General features: G+C 64.2%; 22 protein-coding genes and 1 tRNA gene. 15 read left to right on the forward strand and 8 right to left on the reverse strand.

From position 1 onward, the window contains the following. Positions 1–15 precede the first annotated feature (15 nt). A complete protein-coding gene (gene alr / locus KW821_RS02970; RefSeq protein ID WP_042654536.1) occupies positions 16–1,242 on the reverse strand; it encodes an alanine racemase in 1,227 nt (408 codons plus the stop codon). 174 nt (positions 1,243–1,416) lie between these two features. Here alr and KW821_RS02975 point away from each other — a divergent pair, with 174 nt between their 5' ends. Then, complete coding sequence (locus KW821_RS02975; RefSeq protein WP_170175998.1) at positions 1,417–1,863, forward strand: isoprenylcysteine carboxylmethyltransferase family protein; 447 nt, start codon at positions 1,417–1,419, stop codon at positions 1,861–1,863. A gap of 55 nt (positions 1,864–1,918) precedes the next feature. On the opposite strand, the gene KW821_RS02980 is transcribed toward KW821_RS02975, so the two are convergent. The 4 genes from KW821_RS02980 to KW821_RS02995 form a co-directional block, all read right to left on the reverse strand. Continuing rightward, positions 1,919–3,172 (reverse strand): dicarboxylate/amino acid:cation symporter, encoded by a 1,254-nt coding sequence (locus tag KW821_RS02980; RefSeq protein WP_042651762.1) that lies wholly within the window; start codon positions 3,170–3,172, stop codon positions 1,919–1,921. A gap of 204 nt (positions 3,173–3,376) precedes the next feature. Continuing rightward, complete coding sequence (locus tag KW821_RS02985) at positions 3,377–3,856, reverse strand: hypothetical protein (protein WP_218290370.1); 480 nt, start codon at positions 3,854–3,856, stop codon at positions 3,377–3,379. A 156-nt stretch (positions 3,857–4,012) separates the two neighbouring features. Then, positions 4,013–4,089: transfer RNA gene (locus KW821_RS02990), tRNA-Pro, on the reverse strand. A 224-nt stretch (positions 4,090–4,313) separates the two neighbouring features. After that, positions 4,314–5,657: a dihydroorotase gene (locus KW821_RS02995; RefSeq protein WP_042653437.1), complete on the reverse strand. Its 1,344-nt coding sequence runs from the start codon at positions 5,655–5,657 to the stop codon at positions 4,314–4,316. Between the two features lie 79 nt (positions 5,658–5,736). Between KW821_RS02995 and KW821_RS03000 the strand changes: the two genes are divergently transcribed. Next, entirely contained in the window at positions 5,737–6,612 is an 876-nt protein-coding gene (locus KW821_RS03000; protein WP_218290371.1) for a 6-carboxytetrahydropterin synthase, read from the forward strand. Between the two features lie 91 nt (positions 6,613–6,703). On the opposite strand, the gene KW821_RS03005 is transcribed toward KW821_RS03000, so the two are convergent. Continuing rightward, entirely contained in the window at positions 6,704–7,336 is a 633-nt protein-coding gene (locus tag KW821_RS03005; RefSeq protein ID WP_218290372.1) for a LysE family translocator, read from the reverse strand. 177 nt (positions 7,337–7,513) lie between these two features. After that, entirely contained in the window at positions 7,514–9,526 is a 2,013-nt protein-coding gene (locus KW821_RS03010) for a methyl-accepting chemotaxis protein (RefSeq protein ID WP_218290373.1), read from the reverse strand. Positions 9,527–9,788: 262 nt separating this feature from the next. On the opposite strand from KW821_RS03010, the gene hinT reads away from it, so the two are divergent. From hinT to secF, 9 genes are all read left to right on the forward strand, one after another. After that, entirely contained in the window at positions 9,789–10,139 is a 351-nt protein-coding gene (gene hinT / locus KW821_RS03015) for a purine nucleoside phosphoramidase (protein ID WP_218290374.1), read from the forward strand. After that, entirely contained in the window at positions 10,139–11,560 is a 1,422-nt protein-coding gene (locus KW821_RS03020; RefSeq protein WP_218290441.1) for a hypothetical protein, read from the forward strand. The genes hinT and KW821_RS03020 overlap by 1 nt, the downstream gene beginning before the upstream one ends. 79 nt (positions 11,561–11,639) lie before the next feature. Then, positions 11,640–12,041 (forward strand): YcfL family protein, encoded by a 402-nt coding sequence (locus KW821_RS03025; protein WP_218290375.1) that lies wholly within the window; start codon positions 11,640–11,642, stop codon positions 12,039–12,041. Next, positions 12,041–12,637: a penicillin-binding protein activator LpoB gene (lpoB, locus tag KW821_RS03030; protein WP_042653442.1), complete on the forward strand. Its 597-nt coding sequence runs from the start codon at positions 12,041–12,043 to the stop codon at positions 12,635–12,637. The genes KW821_RS03025 and lpoB overlap by 1 nt, the downstream gene beginning before the upstream one ends. 43 nt (positions 12,638–12,680) lie before the next feature. Further along, positions 12,681–13,553, forward strand: coding sequence for a phosphotransferase (locus tag KW821_RS03035; RefSeq protein WP_371317025.1), 873 nt, complete (start codon positions 12,681–12,683; stop codon positions 13,551–13,553). 55 nt (positions 13,554–13,608) lie between these two features. Further along, entirely contained in the window at positions 13,609–14,469 is an 861-nt protein-coding gene (locus KW821_RS03040; protein WP_218290376.1) for a DUF6279 family lipoprotein, read from the forward strand. Positions 14,470–14,577: 108 nt separating this feature from the next. Next, entirely contained in the window at positions 14,578–15,051 is a 474-nt protein-coding gene (locus KW821_RS03045) for a hypothetical protein (protein WP_218290377.1), read from the forward strand. A gap of 154 nt (positions 15,052–15,205) precedes the next feature. After that, positions 15,206–17,008 (forward strand): protein translocase subunit SecD, encoded by a 1,803-nt coding sequence (secD, locus tag KW821_RS03050; protein ID WP_218290378.1) that lies wholly within the window; start codon positions 15,206–15,208, stop codon positions 17,006–17,008. A gap of 109 nt (positions 17,009–17,117) precedes the next feature. Then, positions 17,118–18,032, forward strand: coding sequence for a protein translocase subunit SecF (gene secF, locus KW821_RS03055; RefSeq protein WP_197720918.1), 915 nt, complete (start codon positions 17,118–17,120; stop codon positions 18,030–18,032). 71 nt (positions 18,033–18,103) lie between these two features. Here secF and KW821_RS03060 read toward each other — a convergent pair whose 3' ends face one another. After that, a complete protein-coding gene (locus tag KW821_RS03060; protein WP_218290379.1) occupies positions 18,104–18,706 on the reverse strand; it encodes a DUF924 family protein in 603 nt (200 codons plus the stop codon). A gap of 190 nt (positions 18,707–18,896) precedes the next feature. Between KW821_RS03060 and KW821_RS03065 the strand changes: the two genes are divergently transcribed. The 4 genes from KW821_RS03065 (at position 18,897) to ycfP (ending at position 24,440) form a co-directional block, all read left to right on the forward strand. Next, entirely contained in the window at positions 18,897–19,814 is a 918-nt protein-coding gene (locus tag KW821_RS03065) for a DUF808 domain-containing protein (RefSeq protein WP_218290380.1), read from the forward strand. Between the two features lie 166 nt (positions 19,815–19,980). Beyond that, complete coding sequence (locus KW821_RS03070) at positions 19,981–21,759, forward strand: M3 family oligoendopeptidase (protein WP_218290381.1); 1,779 nt, start codon at positions 19,981–19,983, stop codon at positions 21,757–21,759. A gap of 87 nt (positions 21,760–21,846) precedes the next feature. Next, positions 21,847–23,655, forward strand: coding sequence for a M3 family oligoendopeptidase (locus tag KW821_RS03075; RefSeq protein ID WP_218290382.1), 1,809 nt, complete (start codon positions 21,847–21,849; stop codon positions 23,653–23,655). A 245-nt stretch (positions 23,656–23,900) separates the two neighbouring features. Continuing rightward, positions 23,901–24,440 (forward strand): alpha/beta hydrolase YcfP, encoded by a 540-nt coding sequence (ycfP, locus tag KW821_RS03080; protein ID WP_218290383.1) that lies wholly within the window; start codon positions 23,901–23,903, stop codon positions 24,438–24,440. The last annotated feature ends 45 nt before the right edge of the window (positions 24,441–24,485 follow it).

Here is a 24,485-nt window from a genome sequence, read left to right on the forward strand (position 1 = left end):
ATATCAGATGGCCGATCAGCGTTTGATCTTCTTGGGGTTGGTGTAGCCCCAGATGGTGTACATGTCGGCCAGCAGGGCACCGTTGTACTCCTCCAGATCCGCCTGCTTCACCTCGGCATCCCCCTGACGGCCGAACAGCACCACCTCGTCACCGGGTTTCACCCCTTTGAGATCGGTCACGTCCACCATGATGGTGTTCATGGAGGTCTTGCCCACTACTGGTACCTTCTGGCCCTGGATCAGCACATAGGCCTTGTTGCTCAGCGCCCGGCGATAGCCGTCGGAGTAACCGAGCGGCAGGTTGGCGAGCAGGGAGTCGCGCTTGAGGGTGAAGGTGCGGTCATAACCGACGGTGTTGCCGGCCGGGTAGTGGTTGACCGAGGCAACCTGGGTCTTGAACGCCATCACCCGCTTGTATTCGGTGTAGGAGGGGATGGAGTCGCCGTAGAGCAGGCCGCCCGGGCGCACCATGTCAAAGTAGGCGTCCGGCACTTCCAGGGTGGCGAAGGAGTTGGCGGCGTGGATGGTGATCTTGCTGCGATCCAGCTTGCCCGCCTCGAGCAGCCACTGGCTGTCCAGCTTGAACTGGGCCAGCCCCAGCTTGACGTCCTCTTTCTCCTCCACCGGGAAGTGGGTCATGATGCCGACCGGGGTGATGCCCTTGAGCTTGAGCATGGCCAGGGCCTCGTCCTTGGCACCGGACTGGCGCAGATCGATGCCGTTGCGGCTCATGCCGGCGGAGTTCAGGCCGACATGGACCGGGATCTGGGTGTTGTGGCGCAGGGCGATGTCGGAGATGCCCTTGGCACTCTCCAGGCTGCCGATGAGCTCTTCCAGCTTGTAGGGCAGCGCCTGCTCCACCTCGGCCGGGGTGGCGGCGCGCACCCGCATCAGTCGGCCTTCGAAGCCCTTCTCACGGGCCACGCGGGCTTCTTCATTGCTGGCGATGCCGATGCAGGGGATATTGGCCTTGACCACCGAGGGCACCAGCAGATCGATGCCGTGACCGTAGGCGTCGGCCTTCATGATGGCGCAGATCTGTGGCCCCTTGTCACCGAGGCGATCCTTGAGGGTCTGGATATTGTGTTCGAATGCACCCAAGTCCACTTCCAGCCAGGCGTTGGTCGCGGTCTGCTCCTGGCCGTTGCGCAGATCGGTGGCGAGTGGCAGGTAGGGGGCGGCGACGGCCTGGCCGGCGAGCAGGCCGAAGATCAGGGTCGCGAGCAGGGTTTGCTTGTGCATGAGGTGATTCCTTCTTATTGTTCGTGTTGAGGATGATCGCGGTTGATGCGAGACGCGGTGTCGCTGGGGCTGCATGTTGCTATGCTGATGATCTTTGTCACTTTTTGCCCAGCTACCGGCGCTGCGAGTGTATCGCAATGGCGCCATTTGTGGCACATGTTGCAGGAAGAAAATATGCGTTTCGAGCTGCGTATCCCACCCTTGTTATTGTTTGTCGTGATCGCGCTTGCCATGTGGCTGGGGCGGGGGGATGAGAGGGGGGGCGGGGTGGCGCTCATCCTGGCTGGCGGCCTGCTGATCGCGGGCGCCCTGCTGGGGGGCGGGGCGCTGCTGAACTTTCATCGGCAGCGCACGACGGTCAACCCGATCCGCCTGCAACAGTGCCGGGTGCTGGTGACCCAGGGGGTCTATCACCTCAGCCGCAACCCCATGTATCTGGGGCTGCTCTGCTGGTTGATGGCACTGGCCTGCTATCTCGGCGGCCTCTGGGGTTGGCTGGGTCCGCTGCTGTTGCTGGGCTGGCTCACCCGCTTTCAGATCCTGCCGGAGGAGCGCGCCCTGCGTGCCCGCTTCGGCATCGCCTATGTGCAGTACTGCCGGCGGGTGCGGCGCTGGTGCTGATCACAGCGCAGAAAAAAGGCCCGCATCTGCGGGCCTTTTGCTGGGTGGCGTTGGCTCAAGCCTTGGCGAGTTCGCCCTCGGGCTGGGTCTCTCCCAGGCTGTCTTCGGTCTTGGCCACTACGCTGGCGGCGATGGCGTTGCCCAGCACGTTGGTGGCGGAGCGGCCCATGTCGAGGAAGTGGTCGATGCCGAGCAGCAGCAGGATGCCGGCCTCCGGGATCTGGAACTGGTTCAGGGTGGCGGCGATCACCACCAGGGAGGCGCGCGGCACCCCGGCCATCCCCTTGGAGGTGACCATCAGCAGCAGCAGCATGGTGATCTGCTGGGCCATGCTGAGCTCGATGCCATAGGCCTGGGCGATGAACATGACCGCGAAGGTGCAGTACATCATGGAGCCGTCCAGGTTGAAGGAGTAACCCATGGGCAGCACGAAGCTGGCGATGCGCTTGTCACAGCCGAACTTCTCCAGCCGATCCAGGGTCTTGGGGTAGGCGGCCTCGGAGCTGGCGGTGGAGAAGGCCAGCAGTATGGGCTCGCGGATCATGGACAGCAGGGTCAGGATGCGGCGGCGGATGAACAGGCTACCCATGGCGATGAGCAGCAGCCAGAGGCAGGCCAGGGCCAGATAGAACTGGGCCATGAAGGTGCCGTAGGTGGCGAGGATGCCGAGCCCTTCCTTGGCGACCATGGCGGCGATGGCGCCGAACACCGCGAAGGGGGCGAAGTTCATCACGTAGCCGGTCACCTTCAGCATGATCTCGGCGCTGCTTGCCATCAGCTTGACCACGGGTTTGGCGGCATCGCCCAGGGCGGCGGCGGCCAGCCCGAAGAAGAGGGAGAACACCACTATCTGCAGGATCTCGTTGGTGGCCATGGCCTCGATCACGCTCTTGGGAATGGCGTGAGTGACGAAGTCCTTGAGGGAGAGGGCACTGGCGACCACGCCGGAGCTGGCGGTGTCATCGGGCAGGGAGAGGGAGAGCCCCACGCCCGGCTGCATCAGGTGCACCATGATCAGGCCCAGGGTCAGGGACATCAGCGAGGCCAGCATGAACCAGCCGAGGGTCTTGACTCCGATGCGGCCCACGGTGCGGGTGTCGCCCATCTTGGCGATGCCCACCACCAGGGTGGTGAAGACCAGGGGGGCGATGATCATCTTGATCAGGCGCAGGAAGATGTCGGTCAAGATGGTGATGTCACTGGCGAAATCAGCCGCCTGAGCGGGCGCCAGCAGGCGGTAACCTTGACCGGTAAAAATGCCAAGCAACATCGCGATGAGGATGGCAACCGTCAACTTATTCATTTTCATGGGGGAGTCCCAGTGTCTCTGTGTGCAGTGCGTGTACAGGTGGCGGGGGGCCACCTCAGTCCGTTTTTGTGATCCGGGCCATGGAATCCTGACAGCCGGTGTGCTGGCAGAATGCCTAATCACGAAAGGGAAATCCAGCGGCTTATGGCAGAACTTTATGTTGTTATTAGTTGTATGTGATATAGATCTTGCAATTAATCTATATTAATCACTGTTTATTTTTACATTTGCAATATAAATAGCTTCGAGACTCTGCTCATTTACTGCGCGCTGGGCGAGGGAGAAGATCAGCAGGGCCGAGGTGCGGTGCTCTACCTGCATCTCGTCCATGAAGGTGTCGGGCTCATACTCGTCGAAGCCGAACCGGGGGCGGGCGGGGGTCACCCTGACCGCATCTCGTGAAACGCTCAGCTCATGCACCTGCACCCAGGCGTACCCCAGTGCCAGCGCCATCTCCCCCGCTCGTTTGAGCACGTACTTGCGCGCCGTCTCCCTGTCCACCAGCTCGTTGCCGACAAACTCCAGCTGCCAGCGATCCGTGCCGAGCTGGGTCTGGGAGAAGCCGGTGCGGCCGTTCCAGAAGGATTTTTCGCTGTCATAGGGGGTGGCACAGCCGCTCAGCAGGCCGATCAGCAGCAGGCCGCACAGGCGGGAACCGAGGGAGAGGGGGGCAATACGCGACATCTAGTTTGCAAGCCGGTTGGCGAAACACGGCATCACTACAGCACAAAGCACCGGGCGAGACAATCGCGGCGCGGCCACGCAGGGGAACACAAAAAGAGGCAGGGGAGCACAAAAAGAAAAGGCCTTGTCGTTAGACAAGGCCTTTCTCGGGGAATTTGGTCGGTGTGAGAGGATTCGAACCTCCGACCCTCTACACCCCATGCAGATGCGCTACCTGGCTGCGCTACACACCGACGGAGTCAGCTCGGCTGACGGGGAGGGAGTTTATGGAGATGCCCCGATCCTGTCAACAGGGGAAATCCACTCCTGAGTGCGTTCGTCTGCTTTACGAGCAACCTCGGATCAAAGTGTGACCAGCCGCTCATTTTGTCGGCGCCAATTCGCCGTCCGGCATGAAAACGGCCGCCCGATGGGCGGCCGTTTGGCACGAGTGACAGGCATCGCTCGCGAGCAAAGGTCAGCGGTTGAAGGTCAACCGCTTGCCCAGCACCTGATCGGTGACCTGACCGTTCTGCCAGGCGATCTGGCCGTTGACCAGAGTCATCTCGACGGTGCTCTGGAAACGGTAGCCGTTGAACGGCGACCAGCCGCACAGGTAGAGCAGGTTGCTGTCGTTGACCACATAGGGCTTGCCGAGATCCAGCAGCACCAGGTCGGCGAAGTAGCCCTCGCGGATGTAGCCGCGATCCTGCACCTGGAAGCGCTCGGCCACTGCGTGGGAGGTCTTCTTGACGATGGTCTCCAGCGAGAAGACGCCGTTGTGGTAGAGCTCCAGCAGCGCCTGCAGGGAGTGCTGCACCAGGGGCACGCCGGACGGCGCCTTGAAGTAGCTGTTCTGCTTCTCTTCCCAGGTGTGGGGGGCGTGATCGGTGGCGATGATGTCGAGCACATCGTTGCGCACCGCATCCAGCAGCGCATGCTGGTCGGCGGCGCTCTTCACCGCCGGGTTGCACTTGATCTGGCTGCCCAGGGTGTCGTAGTCCGACTCGTTGAAGAACAGGTGGTGGACGCACACCTCGGCGGTGATGTTCTTGTCCTTGAGATCCTTCAGATCCGGGGTGGCGGTGAAGAGCGACAACTCCTTGGCCGTGGTCAGGTGCAGCACGTGCAGCTTGGCGCCGTATTTTTTCGCCAGCCCCACCGCCATGCTGGAGGATTTGTAGCAGGCGTCGGCGCTGCGGATGCGGCCGTGCTCGCGCATCGGCACATCCTCGCCCCACTTGGCGCGGGCCTCGTCTTCCAGCACCTTGATGGAGGGGGTGTCCTCGCAGTGGGTGACTATCATCACCGGACTCTCGCGGAAGATGGCCGCCAGGGTCTCCTGGTTGTCCACCAGCATGTTGCCGGTGGAGGCCCCCATGAAGATCTTGATGCCGCAGGACTGCTTGGGATCGAGCTTCTTGATCTCCTCCAGGTTGTCGTTGGTGGCACCGAGGTAGAAGCTGTAGTTGGCGGCGGCGGAGTTGGCGGCTATCTGGTATTTGGCTTCGAGGGCGTCGAGGGTGGTGGTCTGGGGATTGACGTTGGGCATTTCCATGAAGCTGGTGGTGCCACCGGCCACGGCGGCCCGGGATTCACTGGCGATGGTGCCCTTGTGGGTCAGGCCTGGCTCCCGGAAGTGGACCTGATCATCGATCATCCCGGGGATCAGATGACGGCCGGCGGCATCGATCACCACCGCATCGGGGGCGCTGATGTCCGGGGCGATGCGGGCTATCCTTTCCCCCTCGATCAACACGTCGGAAGCATAGATGCGGCCTTCGTTGACCAGGGTGGCATTCTTGATAAGCAATTTGTTCATGGGGGGTTCCAGTTCCTTTGCCGATAATCCGGGGTCATAATATCGCAAACTGCACTTTCTCTGTAGCAAGGCCTGAGTGATGAAGTTATTTGTTAGAGATTTGACCGTGATCGATTCCAGCTACCTGTGCGAGCGTCGCGGCATGGTGGGGGAGAGCTGGCTGGTGGACATCGAGATGAGCGGCGAGCTCAACGAGATGAGCATGCTGCTGGACTTTGGTCGGGTGAAGAAGCTGATCAAGTCGATCATCGATGAAGAGGTGGATCACAAGCTGCTGGTGCCGACCGACTGCGGCCTGGTCCACATCCAGCCCCTGGACGACGGCGAGTGCACCGTGGATCTGCTGCGCCCCCAGCGCTCCATCCACCTGCGCTGCCCGTCCCAGGCGTTCGCCTTCATCTCCGCGCCCCAGGTGGACAAGGAGTCGGTGACCCGCTATCTGCTGGCGGTGCTGGCCAAGCGGCTGCCGGACAACATCAAGGATCTGGCGCTGACCCTGCGCCAGGAGCGGCTCGACGGCGCCTTCTATCACTACAGCCACGGGCTCAAGAAGCACGACGGCAACTGCCAGCGCATCGCCCACGGCCATCGCTCTCCCATCGAGATCCTGGTGGATGGGGAGCGGGATGGGGAGCTCGAGCTGAACTGGGCCGAGCGCTGGGCCGACATCTACCTCGGCACCGAGGAAGACAAGGTGCCCTTGAACGAGCTGGCACTCAGCGAGTTGGCGCAGGCCGAGTTGGGTGAGCATCACCTTGGCTTCAAGTACGTGGCGCCACAGGGGCTGTTCCAGCTCGCCATGCCGGCGGCTGAGGTGGAGATGATCGACACCGACACCACCATAGAGCTGCTGGCCCACCATATCGCCCGCGAGGTGAAGCAACAGGTGGGCGACAAGTTCGTGAAGATAGTGGCCTACGAGGGGGTCGGCAAGGGCGCCATCGCCTACGCCTGAACTCTGAGGTGGCTCATTGGCCGCATCGAAGGTCCAATCAAAGAAGGCTCCCACGGGAGCCTTCTTGTTGTCTGGGTCCGGGCGGGGTTTGCTAGCTGCGGCCCTGGGCCAGCAGACGGACGGCGAGCAGCCCCAGCACCGTGGCCATCACGTAACGCTGCACCGCGAGCCAAAGGCGGTGGCGGGCGAACCAGAGCGCGAGGCGGGCGGCGGACAGGGCCACCATCAGGTTGACGACGGCGCTGATGAGCACCTGTACTGTGCCGAGTTGCAGGCTCTGGCTGAGCACGGATCCCACATCCGGCGCGATGAACTGGGGCAGCACCGACAGGTAGAAGATGGCCACCTTGGGGTTGAGCACGCTGGTGAGCAGCCCCATCAGGAACAGCCGGCCGGGGGACTGGGCCGCCAGCGCGGTCGGCTCGAACGGGGAGCTGGCTCCCGGCCGTATGCCCTGCCAGGCGAGCCACAGCAGGTAGAGGGCGCCGGCCACCTTGAGCAGCTCATAGCCCAGCGGGATCGTCATGAACAGGGCGGTCAGGCCGATGGCGGCGCACAGCATATGCACGCTGAAGCCCAGCACCACACCGCACCAGGACATGATGCCCGCCATCCGCCCCTGGCAGAGGGAGCGGGAGAGCAGATAGAGCATGTTGGGACCGGGGGTCAGGGCCATCAAGAGGGCGGCGCCGGCAAACAGCAGCAACTGGCTGAGGGAGATCATGGCGAGATCCTGGGCTCGGCCTGGCCGAGGGGGTCAAAAGAGGTCGATGGCCCATGCTGGCGCAGCGGTGCGCCCCTGTCCGTGATCGGGATCCGACTTTCGCGCCAGGCGCTTTGCGGCGTCACGAGAGAGGGGCCCGCAGGCCCCTCTCTTTGGTTACAGAACGCCCGGTAAAGCTCAGGCGCTGAGCCGGAAGCGCTGCACCAGCCCCTCCTGCTGTTCGGCCAGGCTGTCGAGTTGCTGGCTGGTCTCGGCCACCTTCTCTATGCCCCGATAGTTGAGATCCGAGATGTCCGAGATGCGGTTGAGGTTGGTGGCGATGTCGGCGCTGGTGGCCTGCTGCTGCTCGGCGGCGGAGGCGATCTGGCTCGACATGTCGCTGATCAGCACCACTATGCCCTGCACCTCCTCCATGGCGTTGTTGGCCTGGGAGCTCTGATCCACGCAGCTGTCCATCTCGCGGGAGCACTCCTGCATCACGTCGACCGCCCGGGCGACCCCCTGCTGCAGGTTCTCGATCATGGTCTGGATCTCGCTGGTGGACTGGGCGGTGCGGCCGGCCAGGTTGCGCACCTCGTCCGCCACCACCGCGAAGCCGCGGCCCTGCTCACCGGCGCGGGCGGCCTCGATGGCGGCGTTGAGGGCCAGCAGGTTGGTCTGCTCGGCGATGCCGCGGATGACATCGAGGATGTTGCCGATCTGGCCGCTCATGGCGCTCACATCGGCGATGACCGCACCGGTCTGCTGCAGCTTGCCCGCCAGCTGATGGGTGGTGGTGATGTTGCCGGCCATCACCTTGCGGCCCACCTCCGAGGCCTTCTCCACATCCTGCACCCGCTCCAGGGTCTGGTTGGCGGCCTGGGCCACCTCCCGCACCGAGGCTTCCATCTGGGTCATGGCGGCGGCGACCGAGGCGGTCTCCTGGCGCTGCTTCTCCAGATCGGCCCGCACCGATTCGGTGGTGTGGCGGTTGTCGTGGGCGGCGCTGTTGAGCTGGTTCGACGCCTGGGAGAGCTGACGGAGCACGTCCCCCATCTGCTGGATCAGCAGGTTGATCTGGCTGCCGAGCTGGCCGAACTCGTTCTGGCTCTTGAAGCCGACCCGCTGGGTCATGTCGCCCTGGGTCACCTCGGTCAGCACCCGCAGCAGCTCCTTGAGCGGGCGGCGAATGGCCTTGCCCAGGGTATAGGCCACCAGGATGGCGACGAAGATGGCGATGACTATGCTGATCCCCTGGGTCAGGGTGCTTCGGGTCTGCACCCGATCGGAGGCCTTGATGCTGGCGTTCATTAGCTGCTGGCTCTGGGCGGTGATCCCCTCCAGCTTGTTCTGGATGCTGACGATGAGCTGGCTCGCCTGCTTGCTCTGCTCACGCATGCTCTGTTGCTGCTTCATCAGCGCCAGGTACTGGGCGAGCACCCCTTCAGTGGCGGTGGTGTCGCGCACGAAGCCATGGACGTAGTGGCCCATGTTGTTGTCAAAATCCTTGAGCTCCCCCTGCAGATCCTTGATGGTGCTGTTGAAGCCCTCGATCTGCATCTTGTTGCGCTTGAGCGCCGCTTCGATGGGGGCGGGGATGCTCTGGTTGAGGGCATCCATGGTGGAGAGCTCGATGGCGGAGAGCTTGGTGGTCAGGGTCTCGGAGAGCATCTTGATGAAACTGTCGTCGACGGTGACCATCATGTCGCCGAGGTTCTTCTTGAACTGGGGCAGGCTGACCTGGAACTGGCCCTTGGCCTGGTTGACCTTGTGCAGCCGGGTGAGCAGCGCCTCGTGCTCGGTGGGCAGGGTCTGGGTCAGCCGCAGATAGTCATCGACCAGCTGGCCGAGGGCGGCCATCTCCCCCTGCAGCTCGGGGTGGCTGGCGACCTGCTGCTTGAGGGTCGCCAGCATCTTGTCGACCTGCTGCTTGGCCTGCTGCAGTTCGGCCACTTCCCCCTGCAGCAACTTGGTGTCCTGCTCGGTCAGCACGTCGGTGAGCCACTTGTTGGCGCTGAGCAGGCTGATCTGGGTCTGGCTGCTGGCGATCACCAGCGGCATGGATTGCTGCGTCACCTGATCCAGCGCCTGATTGAGCTCGCTCTGGCTACGAAACGTCAGCACCGAGGTGGCCACCATCACGGCGACCAGGATGGCAAAGCCTAAATAGACTCTCTGTAAGATCGAGAGGTCTGACATGGTTTGTTTCATTATTGTCCCGCTGTCTATGCAAAAGTCCCTTGCCTGAGTACCCCGTCCTTTTGGTACCCTGCACTCCACCCTGTGCGGGCGAGGCGTCGATGATACGGAGGACGTCCCCCTGACTATCGGTATTTTTAACAATAACTGAAGGGATTGGGACAACGGCTGTGCCAAATATCGGCTTGTGTCACACTTGGCGGACCACGGCGGCATTTTTGGGAGTCGCTTGAGGTTTGTGTTAAATTTTCTTTTTCATATAAAGGAGTTACCCATGGCGCAAGAAACCATTTTCAGCAAAATCATCCGCAAAGAGATCCCCGCCGACATCCTTTATCAAGACGATCTGGTGACCGCGTTTCGCGACATCCAGCCCAAGGCCAAGACCCATATCCTGATAGTGCCGAATGTGCTGATCCCCACCGTCAACGACGTGGAGCCGGATCATGAGCTGGCCCTCGGTCGCATGTTCACCGTCGCCCGCAAGCTGGCAGCCGATGCCGGCATCGCCGAAAACGGCTATCGCCTGATCATGAACTGCAACCGCCACGGCGGGCAGGAGGTCTACCACATCCACATGCACCTGGTCGGTGGTCAGCCGCTGGGCCCTCTGCTCAGCCTGTGATCCGTCCCGCCCCACTGACCGGCCTGCTGTTGGCCGGTCTGCTGCTGGGGGGCTGCGCCTCCCACTGGCAGGATCTCTTCGTCTCCTATTCAGATCAGATGGTGCCGCTGCGCAATCAGTTGCTGCTGGGTCATGCCGCCGAGGCCTTGCCCGAGGTTCGCGACTCCAGCCTGGGGGACGACAGCTATGTGCTGGATCGGTTGGAGCAGGGGCGTATCGCCTGGCTCGCCGGCCAGGATGCCGGCAGCAAGCAGGCCTTCGCCGCCGCCGATGGCCGCCTCGGCTGGGAGGACAACCAGGCCGAGTACCGGCTGAGCCGCGGCCTGGCCCAGGCGGGCAGCCTGCTCACCAACGATCAGACCATGACCTATCGGGTGCCCGACTACGAGCGCACCATGCTGCACCACTATCTGGCGCTGAACTACCTGCAACGGGGGGATGCCGACGGCGCCCTGGTGGAGGTGCGCCGCGCCAATCAGGTGCAGGAGCGGGCGCTCAAGGCGCGGGCCGCCGAGGTGCGGCAGGTCGAACGGCAGGGGCGGGAGGCGAGCACCGAGCAACAGATGCGCCAGCTGATGTCGCGCGGGGCCCCCGAGCTCGATCGTCTGATAGGCCAGGTGAAGAACGGCTTCCAGAACGCCTACACCTTCTACTTCTCCGGCGTCCTCTATGAGGCGGCCGGGGATCTCAACGATGCCTGGGTCGACTACCAGCGCGGCTACCAGATAGCGCCGGACAACCGGAGCCTGCAGGATGCCCTGCTGCGGCTGGCACGGCTGCGCGGCTCCACCGATGAGCTCAAGGAGACCGAGAAGAGCGTCGGTCGCAAGGCGCCGCCACTGCTCAAGGATCAGGGCCAGCTGGTGGTGCTGTTTGAAGATGGCCTGATCCCGGCGCGGCGGGAGCTGTTCCTGCCGCTGCCCATCGCCACCTCGGGCGGCGATTTTCGGACCTTTACCGTGGCGGTGCCCTATTACGATAATCGGGCCAGCGACGGCGGGCCGCTGCTGGTCTCGGTGGGCGGCCGCCAGGAGCAGACCAGCCCCCTGGTCCAGCTAGGGGCGCTGGCCGCCAAGGATCTGCAGGAGCGGTTGCCGGGCATGTTGACCCGGCAGGCGCTGCGGCTGCTGACCAAGGAGCAGCTGCGGCGCAGCGCCGCCAAGGAGGGGGGAGACGTGGGCAACATCATGGTCGGCATCTTCAACACCCTGTCGGAGCGGGCCGATACCCGCAGCTGGTTGACGCTGCCGGCCCAGGCCTCCAGCTGGCAGGGGATGCTGCCGGCCGGCGAGGTGCGGCTCCAGCTGGGGGCGGGCAGTGCCCGCCGCGAGTTGCCGCTCACCGTCCATGGCGGCCGCACCACCCTGGTGTGGGTGCAGCGGCTCGGTGCCGGCCTGACGACCCGGGTGCTGCCGCTCTAGCGGCCACACCCGATGTGATTTATGCCCCTTGCGGGGCAGCCACCGATGGCCACCTTTGGCGGTCGATAAGGAGAATACGATGAAAGCCCATGGTGCGGCCCTTGGCCTGATGCTGCTGTTGTCAGCCTGTACCACCAACACCGCCGGCGTGGCGCTCTATGCCCCGGCGGGGGGCGCGGCCCAGCTGGAGACCCACAACAGCGGGCTGGACGTTGCCCTGACCGAGCAGAGCCGCCGCGAGCAGAATGGCCTGCTGCAGGTCAACGTGATCCTGGCCAATAGCCGCTCGGGGGACAGCCATCTGCAATACCTGTTCTACTGGTATGATGGCAGCGGCCAGGAGCTGGCCAGCGATGGTCGCGGCTGGACCCCCATCAAGCTCCACGGTTACCAGAGCCGCACCCTGTCGGCCCTGGCGCCTAACCCGACCGCCCAGGGATACAGGGTCTATGTACGCGAAGTGATTGAGGAATCGAACTGATGAAAATGAACCATGCCCTGCTGATCCTGAGCGGTACCCTGCTGCTCGGCGGCTGCTCCAGCACCACCGTCAGCTATGGCGATCCGACCGAAACCGAGACGGTGACCGTGGATTACGGCTCGTCGGATCTGCAGGCCATCGCCGACAAGATGGCGGACTCCATGCTGAGCTCTCCCGCCACCGGCGAGATCACCGCGGCGGGCCGTCCCGTGCTGTTTATGGACAGCATCCGCAACAAGACCTCGGAGCACATCGACACCGAGGCCATCACCGACACCATGCGCACCAAGCTGCTGCGGGCCGGCAAGTTCCGCTTCGTCGACATGAGCAAGGTGGCCGCGGTCAAGCAGCAGCTCGAGTATCAGCAGAGCAGCGGCATGGTGGACTCCGCCTCCATGGTACGGCTCGGCAAGCAGACCGGCGCCCGCTACATGGTCTATGGCAACCTGGCCAGCATCGTCAAGGACAACGGCAAGGTGAAGGACGTCTACTACCAGATGACCATGAACCTGATGGATCTGCAGAACGGCGAGCTACTGTGGGCCGATCAGAAAGAGATCCGCAAGCAGGCGAAGACCTCCACTTTCGGTTGGTGATGTGAACAAGAAGCTTGGTGATGTGAACAAACAGCCCGGTAATCTGCACAAAGCTGTCGCTGCGGCGCGGGCCCAGTCCGGCGATCTGGCCGAGCTCGAACTGCTGAACCGCCTGCCGGCCCCCTGGCGCCAGGGGAAGCTCGAGCCCCTTGCCCTCGGCCTGACCAACTGCAACTACCGGCTGCGCCTCTCCTCGGGGCGCAGCTACTTTTTGCGGCTCGGTCACCCGGATCCGGTGCGGCTAGGTATCGATCGGGCCACCGAATGGCAGCTCTACCAGGGGGCGGTGGGGCAGGGGCTGGTCCTGGCGTGCCATCACAGCGATCCGGCTTCCGGCCTGATGCTGCTGGACTGGTGCGACGATCCGAATTGGGTCCAGGCGCCGCCCCCGCCGGCCGAACAGCCCCGCCTGCTGGCCGAGGTGCTGCGCCGCCTGCACCGGCTGCCGCTGCCCCGGGTGGTGATGGCGGTGCGGGCCCATAGCGCCGGTTATCGCGCCAGGCTGGCCCAGGTGCCAGCCTGGTTGCCGGCGCTGGAGCGGGGCCTGCTCGCCAGCCGCGAGCCGGACGATTGCTGGCTCCCTTGCCATCACGATCTCAATCCGGCTAACTTGTTGGGCAGCCGACCCTGGGTCATCGACTGGGAGTATGGCGCCGCCGGCCACCCGGGGTTCGAGCTCGCCAGCATAGTGCGCACCCACGGTTGGAGCGAAGAGCAGCAGAGTCAGTTGGAGAACTGCTATCTTGAAGACAGGGGAGGCACTCATAAGCTGCTCAATGGCAAGGGATTTCAGGCCGACGCCTTCCTGCCATGGGTTGACTACATCGCCCTGCTGTGGGGCCTGCTGATGGCGGAGCAACAAGCCGGCCCCGATTATCAGACCCTGATCGACAGCCACCGCCAACGTCTGGAGTGAGACTGACTCGAGTGCATCGAATGACGCTTATTTTTTCAACGAATTGGAGGCATGCATGGTGACCACATTCTCATGGCGTCAACCCCGTAGCTGGAGTCTGCTGCTGCTCTGTCTGCTGCTGACGGGCTGCGCGACCCGGGTGATCTACTACTGGCTCGACTCGGCCATCGTCTGGCAGCTGGACGACTATTTTTCCCTGGATCGCAGCCAGAAGAAGCTGCTCGACAGCGAGGTGAAGGGGCTGATGGCCTGGCATCGCCAACATGAGCTGCCCATCTACGCCAGGGATCTCGATGCCCTGGCCAAGGCGGTGGCGAGCCCCATGAGCCCGGTCCAGGTCGAGTATCATCTCGACAAGGTACAGGGCAGCCTGACCCGCACCCTGGAGAATGCCATCCCCCGCACAGTGCGCCTCGCTCGCACCCTGACCGACGCCCAGGTGGCCCACTTCATGACCGACAGGGTGAAGCGCCAGCAGGAGCGCCAGCATGACTTCGCCACCGAATCCAGGGAGGAGATGCTCAAGGGCTTCAGGGAGAAGATGAACGAGCGGCTGCGGTTCTGGATAGGCAGGGTCAAGCCGGCCCAGGAGCCGCTGATCGCCCAATGGGCCGAGTGGCAATACGAGATGATGGGGCCCTGGCTGGAGTTCCAGGGGGCCTGGAGCCTGGAGCTGGATCGGCTGATGAAGCAGCGCCAGAGCCCGGATTTTGGCAAGGAGCTGACTCGTCTGCTGCAACAGGGGGACGGCCTGATGGACGGGCGCTTCACCGGTTACACCGACCAGTCCCGCCAGCGCACCATCAAGTGGCTCAGCGATCTCAGCCAGTCGATGGATCTCTCCCAGCGTGCCCACCTCTACAGCCTGCTCAAGGACTATGCCGAGGACTTCGCGGCCATGACCAAAGGCGGTTGATGGCGCATCCCCTAGGCGACAAGGACGGCAGGCCGCGAGGCCTGCCGTCCTTGTTCTATCCGGGGGGCTGTGGTAGTTTACCCCCTCTATTTTTCAGGAATTAACCGTTTGAGCCTGCTGGACAAAGTGAAACTGGCGACGATGACCCTGCTCATCGCGCTCACTCTGTTGCTCTCTACCGTCTCGGTGGAGGGGCTCAAGGTATCCGCTCATCGGTCCGCCGCCCAGCAGACCCAGATGATGACTAAGGCCGGCGCAGGAGATCAGTCCGAGCTGGTACAGGCCAGCCACGGCGCCAGCGACAGCGACGACGGTGTCGTCAAGTTTGTCGGCTCCCACCAGAATCATCTGCTGCGCCTCGAGCACTCCCTGCGCGGCGACAACCAGCCAAAGAGCGTCGTCTACGAGCTCGTCATGAGCTGGTCACAGCAGGCCATCCTGCTGCTGCTGTGCGGCCTGCTGCTCTATGCCGCCCTGCTCTACCCCAAACACAGCTTCCGCGATCGCTTTGCCACCATTCACCGGCATCGCTTGCAACGCCAGCATCTGCAATACCGTTTCTCCCAGAGTTATCTCGCCTGATCCCGATGGGGTCTGGCCTTACCGCACTGCCTCATCGCCGCTCATAAAGCCTGTTCACCGCATGTGAACGGGCCCGCCATCTCATTTGAATTTTCTTGCGTGGTGCGAACCCTGGTTCCGTGCCCGCCGCCTTCGCCCGACAGAGGCCTTTGCCATGAGAAAAAAGAGTCGCATCACCCTGAACCGCATGAACCTGTGGCAGTACGCCCTGCTGCTGCTCATGCTGCTCACCTTCGCGTTTTACTCCCTGCCCACCTTCTTCGGTGAGCAGCCTTCCCTCGGCCTGCACGGCCAGACAAGCCTGACCGAGGCGCAGCGCAGCCTGCTGCGCGATCACCAGATAGAGCCGGTCAAACAGGTGCAGCAGAAAGAGCGGGTCGAGCTGGTGTTCAACAGCCAGGCCGATCAGCAAAGGGCCAAGCAGCTGCTGGAGCAACAGGGCCATGACAGCGCGGCCCTGACCCTGGAGTTCTACTCCAATGCGCCGACCTGGATCAGCCAGCTCGGCGCCGCCCCCATCAAGCTCGGGCTGGACCTGCGCGGCGGCTCCCAGCTGCTGATCGGGGTCGATCTCAGCTTCGTGGTGGACAACCAGACCAAGAACCTGGTGGACATGCTGCGTACCCAGTTCCGCGAGGCGCGCCTGCGCGGCGCCAACGTGGCCCGGGTGAGCGAGGGGGAGGTGCGCGTCACGCTGCCCGAGGTGGCGGATCAGGCCCCCTGGCTCAACATCATCAAGGATTCCGCCGGTACCCGTCAGGATCAGTGGCAACTCAATCGCAGCGGCAACGAGCTGCGGCTGGTGATGAGCGAGGCCGAGCGCACCCTGCTGGCCAACAACGCCGTGACCCAGAACCTCTCCATCCTCAAGAAGCGGATCAACGAGCTCGGCATCGTCGAGGCCTCGGTCCAGCGTCAGGGCCAGGACGGCATCCGCATCGAGCTGCCCGGGGTACACAATCCCAAGCAGGCCAAGGAAGTGATAGGCGCCACCGCGTCGCTGGCCTTTTACGAGGCCCAGGCCGACAGCCGCTTCTTCATGGCGGATCGCAGCGGTCAGGCGGTCGGTCTGGCGCGCAAACCGGTGCTGAGCGGTGAGCACATCGTCGATGCCCGCGCCAATATGGGCGAGATGGGCCAACCCCAGGTCAATATCGTGCTCGACAGCCTGGGTGGCAGCAAGATGAACCAGTTCAGTCGCCAGCACGTGGGCAAGCCGATGGCCACCGTCTTCACCGAATACAAGACCAACGCCCAGGGCAAGCTGCGGGCCCAGAGCGAGGTGATCAACGTCGCCACCATCCAGACGGCGCTCGGCAACCAGTTCCGCATCACAGGTATTGGCAGTCTGCCAGAGGCCCAGGAGCTGGCCATGCTGCTGCGGGCCGGCGCCCTCACCGCACCGCTCAAGATCCTGGAGGAGCGTTCCATCGGGCCGACCCTGGGGCTGCAGAACATAGAGGCGGGTTTCACCGCCCTGGCGTTCGGCATGGCGGGCATGATGCTGTTCATGATGGCCTGGTATCGCAAGTTCGGCTGGGTCGCCATCACCGCGCTCATCGCCAACCTGCTGATGCAGGTGGGCATGCTGGCGGTGCTGCCAGGGGCCGTGCTGACCCTGCCGGGGATCGCCGGCCTGGTGCTCACCGTCGGCATGGCGGTGGACACCCACGTGCTCATCTTCGAGCGGATCAAGGACCGGCTGCGAGAGGGGGGGAGCCTGGCCAACGCCATCGACTTTGGCTATCGCTCGGCGTTTCGCACCATCTTCGACGCCAACATCACCACATTGATCTGCGCCGTGGTGCTCTACTCCATCGGCTCAGGCCCGCTGCAGGGCTTCTCCATCACCCTGATCCTGGGGCTCATCTCCAGCATGGTGACCGGCATCTGGGGCACCCGCGCCATCATCAACCCCCTCTGGGGCAAGAGCAGCGCCAAGCTGCTGAGGGTATGACCATGATCAGAACGAGTTGCCTGTGTCATAGCGCCGTGGGTTCGAGCCTGCTCCGCGCCACCGGCTTCCCGCTGGGAAGCCAGAGCCATCTGCTGTCGAGGGAAGAACAATGCTGAGAATGATCGCTGCCATGGGCCTGACCCGCTGGCGTTACATCGGACTGTGGATCTCCGTGCTGCTGACCGTCGCGAGCGTCGCCGTGCTGGCCATCAACGGGCTGTCGCTCGGGCTCGACTTCACCGGCGGCATACTGCTGGAGTTTCGCATCCAGACCCTGAAGGAGGCCCACGAGCTCAACGCTCTGCTGAGCGCCCCGCTGGCGGGGGCGGTGGAGCTCGGCGGCGCCGGCATCCCGGGGGAGTGGCTCATCAAGCTGCCGCCCCACGAGCTGCCCTGGCCGGCCGAGGAGCTGGCGGTGATGCTGAGCCAGCAGCTCGGCCTGCCGGTGGAGCTGCTGCGCACTACCATAGTCGGCCCCCAGGTGGGCGCCGAGCTGTTCCAGCAGGGGATGCTGGCGGTGCTGGTGGCATCGCTCGCCATCTCCGCCTATCTGGCGGTGCGCTTCGAGTGGCGCCAGGCCATCGGCATCCTGGTCTCTGTGCTGCACGACGGTCTGGTGGCGCTGGGGCTGCTGGCGCTGTTCCACATCGAGTTCGATCTCAACGTGATCGCCGGCCTGATGGCGGTGATAGGCTACTCGCTGAACGACAGCATCGTCATCTCGGACCGGCTGCGGGACCTGCTCAGCTCGCGCACCCAGATGGGGATCCACGAATGCTCGGACGTGGCCATCAAGGCCACCTTCAGCCGCACCATGATCACCTCGGGCACCACCCTCTTCACCGTCGGGGCCCTGCTGTTGTTCGGCGGCGATGCGCTCTATGGCTTCTCCTTCACCCTGTTCGCCGGCATCCTGGTGGGCACCATCTCCTCCATCACTGTGGCATCGACCGTGCAGGAACTGCTGGGGCTCTCGCCCCAGGCGTACCAGAAGAAAGAGGAGGCGCTGGCGGAGGCGGCCTGATCCCCCGAGCCAAGCAATGCGAAACGGGCCCAGTGGGCCCGTTTTTTTATCTCTGCGGTTTGCGGTGGGGCCTAGAAGCCAGAGCCGGGTTGCAGCAAGAAGACCGCCTCCTCCGGCGTGTCGGTGCGGCTCAGGATGGCGTTGCGATGGGGGAAGCGGCCGAAGCGCTCGACGATCACCTGATGGCGGCGGGCGTAGTCGGCGAAGCCCGCGAAGGTGACCCCGGCGGGGCTGCCCTCCTGCTCGGCCGCCAGCCCCTCGAACAGTGCCACGCTGCGAGTCTGCTGCTCCCGGGACTCCGCGTGTTCCAGCGGCAGGTAGAAGAAGAGCCGCGCCAGCGGCGAGAGCGCCCTGTCCGCCCCGAGCGACAAGCCCTTCAGACAGAGCTCGCGGGCCAGCGGATCCTGGGCAAAGGCGCCAGGGGTGCCGCGATGGATGTTGCGCGGCAGCTGATCGAGCAGCAGGATCAGCGCCAGCCGGCCGACGGGCACCTCGGCCCAGGGGGCCAGCTCGCCGGCGGCGGCCGCCGCGGCCAGCGCGCCGAAGCGGCTGGCGATCAGCGCATCTGTCTCGCTGCTTTTGCCCCACCAGAGCGGGGCCTGCCGGTTGGCGCGGGCGGCGTCGTCGGCATCATCGCCAAACCAGAAATCGAGCAGAGGTTGCCAGGGTTGCATGGGAACTCCTTGGGCTAGGGGCTTGCGGGTAAAACAAGGTCAATTGACCCTGCTATGGGTGCTGCCGAAACGGCGGCTTCTCGTTACACTGTGCCATCTTTTGCCCGCAATGCGGAACCCCTGATGAGCAAGGTCGTCGCCAGGCCATCTGCCCGAGGGGCTCTCACCACTGATATGAGGAATGCTTGATATGGCCGGAACCAGTCTGTTGGCCCTGCTCGATGATATTGCCAGCGTGCTCGATGACGTGGCGCTGATGACCAAGACGGCGGCCAAGAAGACCGCCGGGGTGCTGGGGGACGATCTGGCCCTCAACGCCGAGCAGGTCTCCGGGGTGCGCGCCGAGCGGGAGCTGCCGGTGGTGTGGGCGGTGGCCAAGGGGTCTTTTCGCAACAAGCTGATCCTGGTGCCGGCCGCCATCGCCATCAGCGTGCTGGTGCCCTGGCTCATCACCCCCCTGCTGATGCTGGGGGGCGCCTACCTCTGCTTCGAGGGGGCGGAGAAGCTGGCCCACAAGTTCCTGCCCCATGGCGACGAGGGGTCGGGGCAGGGGGCGGAGCCCGTGCCGGACGATATGCTGGCCTATGAGCAGCAGAAGATAAAGGGGGCCATTCGCACCGACTTCATCCTCTCCGCCGAGATCATCGTCATCGCCCTCGGCACCGTACAGGGCACCAGTCTCTCCCTGCAGATCTCGGTGGTGGCGGGCATCGCCCTGCTGATGACGGTGGGGGTTTATGGCCTGGTGGGGCTCATCGTCAAGCTGGACGACATCGGCCTGCACCTGCTGAAGAAGCCGGACGCCGGCGCCCTGCGCCGCCTGCTGGGGCGCGGCCTGCTGGTGACGGCTCCCCGCCTGATGCACCTGCTGGCGCTGGTCGGTACCATCGCCATGTTCATGGTCGGCGGCGGCATCCTGGTGCACGGCTGGCCCTTCGCCCATCACCTGGTGGAGGGGGCCGCCGAGGCCGTGGCCACCCTGCCAACCGTGGGCACAGTGCTGGCCGCCCTGACGCCGACCCTGCTCAATGCGGTGGCCGGCGTGGTGGCGGGCCTGCTGCTGGTGCTGGCCATGACCCTGGTGAGCAAGTTGAAGCCCGCCAAATAACAGCTGTGGGTGAGGCGGCCGACAGGGGCCGTCGCACTCATCGTACGTCCCGTTTGCTGACGCGAATGGGGGCTAGGCAAGCGCCGGCCCCCTTCGTACTATCCTGGCTGGCATCCCTCCACAGAGACGGAGCCAGCTGCCATGGATGCAAACAATAAGGACAGTTATGACCATAACCGCTTGGCTGGATGATCACATCTATGCCGCCCCCGATTGCCCGGCCGTCGACGCCGATTTTCATCAGGCCCACCAGCACCTGTCTACCTTGATCCCCTTGCTGGCCGAGTTGCCAAAGACCCATGACATCAATGCCTTGCGCCATCTGATGCGGGCCATTCGGAGCCAATCGGATGAGGTGAGACGGCTGGCCTGGAACGCCCAGGTCTACGGTTACAACCGGCTCAGCCGCAATGGTCGCGACGAGCCGGCCAAGGTGCTGCTCTCTCGCGGCCAGCAGTTGCAGGCGAGCCTCGCCCAGCTCATCAAGCCGGTGGCCCTGTTCTGGCTGAACGCCCCCGAGGAGCAGGTGCGGGCCCTGCTGCAGGATCCCGAGCTGTTCGAGCTGGCCTATGCCATCCGCCACGATCGCCAGTTGCAGGATCAGCGGCTGTCGCTCGAGAGCGAGCAACTGATCGAGGGGCTGGGGGTGGATGGGCTGCACGCCTGGGGCCATCTCTACGACAGCCTGGTGGCCCGGCTCAGACCGCTGGTGGAGGGAGAACCCATGGGGCTGGCCCAGGCGGACAATCTGCTGTCCCACCCGGACAGGGCGCGGCGCGCCAGTGCCTGGCATGGCATTCAACAGGCCTGGGCCGGGGAGCAGGAGACGGTGGCCGCCATCCTCAATGCCATCAACGGCTGGCGCAACGAGCTCGCCAGCCGGCGCGGCCAGCGGCGGCGGCTCGATGCCCTGGCGCTCTCCTGCCATCAGGGCCATCTCGAGCGCAGCACGCTGGATACCCTGATGGCAGAGGCCGAGGCCCACAAGGAGCTGGGTCGGCGGGCCCTGCGCGCCATGGCGAGTGCCCAGGGGATCACCGACTTCGCCCCCTGGGATCTCTATGCGCCGCCCCCTGCGCTGACACCTATCAATATCGACTTCGAGCAGGCGCTGACGCTGGTGGCCGACGCCTTCGCCGGGTTTGACCCCGAGATGGGGGCCTTCGTCCACATGATGGCCGAGCGGGGCTGGATCGATGCGGCCCCGAGCGAACACAGGCGCAGCGGCGCCTATTGCACCGAGTATGCCGAGCCCGCCGAGCCTCGGGTGTTTCTCACCTTCGAGGGCACCATGGACAACCTCATCACCCTGGCCCACGAGCTTGGCCACGCCTGGCACAGCTGGCTGCTGCGGGACGCGCCGCTGGAGCAGCGCGACTACCCCAAGACGCTGGCCGAGACCGCCTCGCTGTTTGCCGAGACCCTGGTGCGCGAGGCTCTGCTCGAGCGGATGGAGACCCGGGAGCAGCGCAGGGACATCGCCTGGCTGGAGGGGGAGCGGGCCGCCAGCCTGCTGCTCGACGTTCCGTCCCGTTTCCACTTCGAGCGGGCGCTGGTGGCGGCGCGGGAGCAGGGCTATGTGGGGGCCGGCGAGCTGCGCGGCATGATGAAATCCATGAAGGAGCAGTGGTATGGTGACAGCCTCAGCCAATATGACGAGCTGTTCTGGGCCAGCAAGAGCCACTTCTCCATCGCCGAGCTCGGTTTTTACAACTACCCCTATCTGTTTGGCTACCTGTTCAGCCTGGGGCTCTATGCCCAGAAGGAGCGGGCCGGGAAGGAGTTTGTCCAGGCCTATCGGGAGCTGCTGCGCGACACCGGTCGCATGAGCGCCGAGGATCTGGTGGAGAAGCACCTGGGCGTCGACATTCGCGAGCCCGCCTTCTGGCAGGAGAGCCTGCGCCAGGTGGAGGAGGCGGTCAGCCGCCTCGAGCGGCTGATATAGCCCATCGCAACCCTTAATCGTGGCCCTCGCCGGGGGCCACCCCTATTTCATGACGGGCCAGCGCCCGTCTCCGAACACGAGCGTCTGATGCAACAACCAGTCTACCCACAGCAGTGGCACAACCAGCACATCTACCCCTCCCTCGACAGCGCCATGCTGGAGGCGGACATGAGCCTGGCCCGCGCCAGCCTCGAGGAGCTGACCGGCTTCATCAATGGGCTAGGGGCGGTGCGCGAGCAGGCCGATGCCCTGCAGGATTTCCTGCGCGAGGTACGCCTGCGCGCCCAGCGCATCCGCAACATCGGCTGGAACATCGCCGTGCTGGCAGCCTCGCAGGGCAGTCAGGATGCCCGGGATCCGCTGGCCAAGCAGCTGGCCTCCCGTGCCCGCGCCCTCAATGCGGACCTGTTCAAGGCCCTGGCGCCGGTGGAGGATCTGATGCTGGGGCTGCCTGAATCCGAGTTCGAGCGGCTGATGCAGGATCCGCTGCTGGGGGAGGAGGATTACCGCCTGCGCCACGAGCGCCGGCTGCAGGATCAGCGCCTGCCGGTGGAGGCCGAGCAGCTGGTGATCGGCCTCGGTACCGATGGCCTGCACGCCTGGGGCAACCTCTACAACGATCTGGTGGGCAAGATCCGCCTGCACATCGATGGGCGGGAGAGGGGGCTGGCCGAGGCGAGCAACCTGCTGTCCAGTCCGGAGAGAGCCCTGCGCCGGGAGGCCTTCGATGCCATCAGCGCCGGCTGGGAGGGGGAGCAGGAGACGGTGGCCGCCATCCTCAATGCCCTCAACGGTTGGCGCCTCGAGCTGGCCCGCCAGCGCGGCAAGGTGCGTCAGCTTGATGCGCTGGATCTCTCCTGTCACCAGAGCCACATAGAGCGCGCCACCCTGGACACCATGATGGCCGAGACCTATAGAGCCCGGGGGTTGGGCCAGCGCGCCCTGGCACTGATGGCCGGCAAGCTCGGTATCGACGAGTTGGGGCCGGAGGACCTGTTCGCGCCGCCCCCGGCCTCGGTCAGCCGGACCATAACGTTCGAGGAGGCCATCGACATCATAGCCGCGGCCTTCACCCGCTTCGATCCCGAGATGGGGGAGTTCGCCCGCATGATGGCCGAGCGCGGCTGGATAGACGCGGCGCCGACCCCGAACCGGCGCACCGGTGCCTACTGCACCAAGTTTGCCGAGCCGGTAGAGCCGCGGGTCTTCATCACCTATGCCGGCACCATGGACAACGTCATCACCCTCGCCCACGAGCTGGGCCACGCCTGGCACAACTGGCTGATCCGCGATCTGCCCATGAGCCAGCGCGGCTACCCCATGACCCTGGCGGAGACCGCCTCCATCTTCGCCGAGACCCTGGTGCGCAGCGCCCTGTTCGAGCAGGCCCAGAACCCGGAGCAGCGCCAGGCCATCGCCTGGGCCGAGGCGGACGGCGCCGCTACCTTCCTGGTCAACATCCCGGCCCGCTTCGAGTTCGAGCTGGCGCTGGTGGCCGAGCGCGAGCAGGGCTATGTCCCGGCGGCGCGGCTCAAGAGCCTGACCGATGAGGCCTGGGGCCGCTGGTACGAAGGGAGCCTGGCGCGCTATCACCCCATGTTCTGGGCCGCCAAGGCGCACTTTTCCATCGCCGGCTTCGGCTTCTACAACTACCCCTACCTGTTTGGCTACCTGTTCAGCCTCGGGGTCTACCACCAGCTGATGAGCCGCCAGGCGCAGGGGGAGGCGAACGTGGCCCAGGCGTACCGCGCCCTGTTGCGCGACACCGGCCGCATGAGCGCCGAGGATCTGGTGGCCAAGCACCTGGGGCAGGACATCCGTGAGGCGGCCTTCTGGCAGGGCAGCCTGGCGCTGGTGGCCGCGGCGGTGGATCGCTTCGAGCAGACCCAGGGCTGAGGCCTGGGCCCTCTCGCCAGCTGACAAGATCCCGCCGAGAGGCGGGGTTTTTCGCTCGTCAGGCCAGCCGGGCAGCGGCGCAATCGGGTCGATTTGTCCGCGAGTGACCACAACCCCCGAATGAAATGCGTTTTCAGGCGGCTGGGGGCGTGATCCAAAGCAAGAAAGTTGGATGTTTTGGTGGCGCCACGGCCGGTCGCTGGGGTAGTTTCGATAGAACCGACACAGTTCCTGAGGTCTTATCCATGATCATCTATCTGCATGGCTTCGATGCCACCAGCCCCGGCAATCATGAGAAAGTGCTGCAGTTGCAGTTTATCGATGATGATGTGCGCTTCGTTCACTACAGCACGGTGCACCCGCGCCACGACATGAGCCATCTGCTCAAGGAAGTGAAGAAGCAGCTCGACATGAGCACTGACCCCAAGCCGCTGATCTGCGGGGTGGGGCTGGGGGGCTACTGGAGCGAGCGGATCGGCTTCCTGTGCGGCATCAAACAGGTGATCTTCAACCCCAATCTGCACCCGGCAGAGAACATGCAGGGCAAGATCGACAGGCCGGAAGAGTACGATGACATCGGCACCAAGTGTGTAACCGAATTTCGTAAGAAAAATTCAGGAAACTGCCTGTGTATCCTTTCCGTTCAGGATGAAATCCGCGATAATCGTGACACTGAACGTGAATTGAAGAACTATTACGACATCGTATGGGATGAGCACGAGACTCACAAATTCAAGAACATCTCGTATCATCTGCAGCGGATGAAGGCCTTCAAGGAAGCTTGAACCATCACGTCAACCGATTTCGTTTTAGGGAGCCAATGGCTCCCT

It is taken from the genome of Aeromonas sp. sif2416, from assembly GCF_019218665.1.
GTDB classification, from domain to species: Bacteria; Pseudomonadota; Gammaproteobacteria; order Enterobacterales; family Aeromonadaceae; genus Aeromonas; species Aeromonas encheleia.